At 47.8% G+C, this 2,256-nt stretch carries 1 protein-coding gene; it reads left to right on the top strand.

Translation table 11 applies throughout. The features are described from left to right. Nucleotides 1–2,061: CHAT domain-containing protein (locus JGK22_RS32960; RefSeq protein ID WP_293314545.1), on the top strand; the 2,061-nt coding region annotated here is incomplete at its 5' end. Between the last annotated feature and the right edge of the window lie 195 nt (nt 2,062–2,256).

The following is a 2,256-nucleotide window of genomic DNA, read 5'->3' as shown; positions in this document are numbered from 1 at the left end:
CCAGCGCCGAACTCGAATTTGTCACCAGCGCCGACAATTACTCAAAATCCAGCGCCGATATCGAATTTGTCACCAGCGCCGACAATTACTCAAAATCCATCGCCAACAATTACTCAAAATCCAGCGCCGATATCGAATTTGTCACCAGCGCCGACAATTACTCAAAATCCAGCGCCGATATCAAATTTGTCACCAGCGCCGACAATTACTCAAAATCCATCGCCGACAATTACTCAAAATCCAGCGCCGATATCAAATTTGTCACCAGCGCCGACAATTACTCAAAATCCAGCGCCGAACTCGAATTTGTCACCAGCACCAACGATTACTCAAAATCCAGCGCCGAACTCGAATTTGTCACCAGCACCAACGATTACTCAAAATCCAGCGCCGAACTCGAATTTGTCACCAGCGCCGACAATTACTCAAAATCCAGCGCCGAACTCGAATTTGTCACCAGCGCCGACAATTACTCAAAATCCAGCACCGATATCAAATTTGTCACCAGCACCAACGATTACTCAAAATCCAGCGCCGATATCGAATTTGTCACCAGCGCCGACAATTACTCAAATTCTCCCTGCTCCCGCACCAATCAATCTCGCGCCCATACCGACACCGGAACTCGCTCCTGCGCTCTCCAGCAACGGGCTTCCCAGGACAAATCCTTTATTTTCTGCCAGCTTGCAACAGCAAAACCAGATATCTAGTTCATTGCAACAGCCTAATTCACGTCGCGAAACCTCGAATATTATTGACGTTTCCAGCTTGCCAGTTAACCCCAGCGCCATTATTTTTCCGGTAGAAAACAGATTTACCAGGGAGTTTGTCGATTACCTGAATTTGCCACAAACAAATAAACGCGCCACGCTAGAAAATGCTCAAAATACTCTTCGCAGCGTCGCACAAGCCACAGGTATCAAACCAGCTCTCGTATATATGAGCTTTGTACCCAATGGTTCTACATTCGATCGACCTTACAACAGTTCGCCGCTGTTGCGCGTAGAACAGCAAATTAAAAGCTCTGACGAACTCGAAGTAATGGTAATCGCCCCCGATAGCGCGCCCTTTCGCGTGCGGATCGCTGGAACCTCTCGCGCCGAGGTAATGGAAACTATTCGGAAATTTCGCAACGAACTGACTAATCCGGTAAAGCGCAATACTAAAACTTATTTACCCTTCGCTCAGCAGCTTTACCAGTGGATGATAGCGCCGATCGAGGCAGAGTTACAAGCCAAAGGTATTCAGAATTTATCTTTTATTGCGGATATGGGGTTGCGATCGATACCGATGGCGGCGCTACATGACGGGAAAGGCTTTCTGATAGAGCGTTACAGCGTCGGCTCAATGCCGAGTCTGAGTTTGACAGATACCAGCACCACTAAGTTGCCAAATACACAAGTTCTGGCAATGGGTGCGTCACAATTTCCCAATATGAGTCCTTTGCCTGCGGTGGAAATAGAAGTTTCGACAATTATCCCGCAGGAGTCGCCCGGTAAGTCTTTCTTGAACCAAGCTTTCACTCTGGCAAATTTGAAATCGCAGCGCCAGCAGTACCCTTTTGGGAGAATTCACTTGGCTACTCACGCCGAATTTCGATCGGGAAACCCCAGCGAATCCTTTATTCAGTTGTGGGATACTAAATTGCGTTTGAATCAGTTGCGGGACATGGGATGGGGCAGTCCACAGGTGGATATGTTGGTTTTAAGTGCTTGCAGGACTGCTGTGGGCGATCGAGAATCCGAGTTGGGCTTTGGCGGGTTAGCCGTGCAAGCAGGGGTTAAATCGGCTCTAGCGACTCTCTGGTATGTCAGCGACGAGGGCAGTTTGGGATTGATGGCGGACTTTTACGGCCAGTTGAAAACTGCTCCGATGAAGGCTGAGGCCTTGCGGCAAGCGCAATTAGAAATGTTGCGCCAACAGGTGCGGATTGAAGGGGGAATATTGCGGACTTCTGTGGGTAATGTGCAGCTACCTCCGGAAATGACAAAGACAGGGACTCGGAATTTTTCTCATCCCTACTATTGGGCGGCTTTTAGAATGATTGGCAATCCTTGGTAATCAGATTTGTTTTATAGGTACGTAGTTGGGCTTGAGCCTCCTTTATCTACACGTCTCAAGAGCAATAATGATTGGCAATCAGATTTGTTGTATAGGTACGTAGGGCTTGCTGAATAATTGATTGCCAACCAAGAGCAGGAGCGATCAATATATTCAAGCTTGGTTAAAGATAAGTTTTTTCTGTATCGAGTCGCC

It is taken from the genome of Microcoleus sp. PH2017_08_TRC_O_A (assembly GCF_020738665.1).
In the GTDB taxonomy this organism is placed as follows: Bacteria; Cyanobacteriota; Cyanobacteriia; order Cyanobacteriales; family Microcoleaceae; genus Microcoleus.
This window is presented reverse-complemented; position numbering and strand designations above follow the sequence as displayed.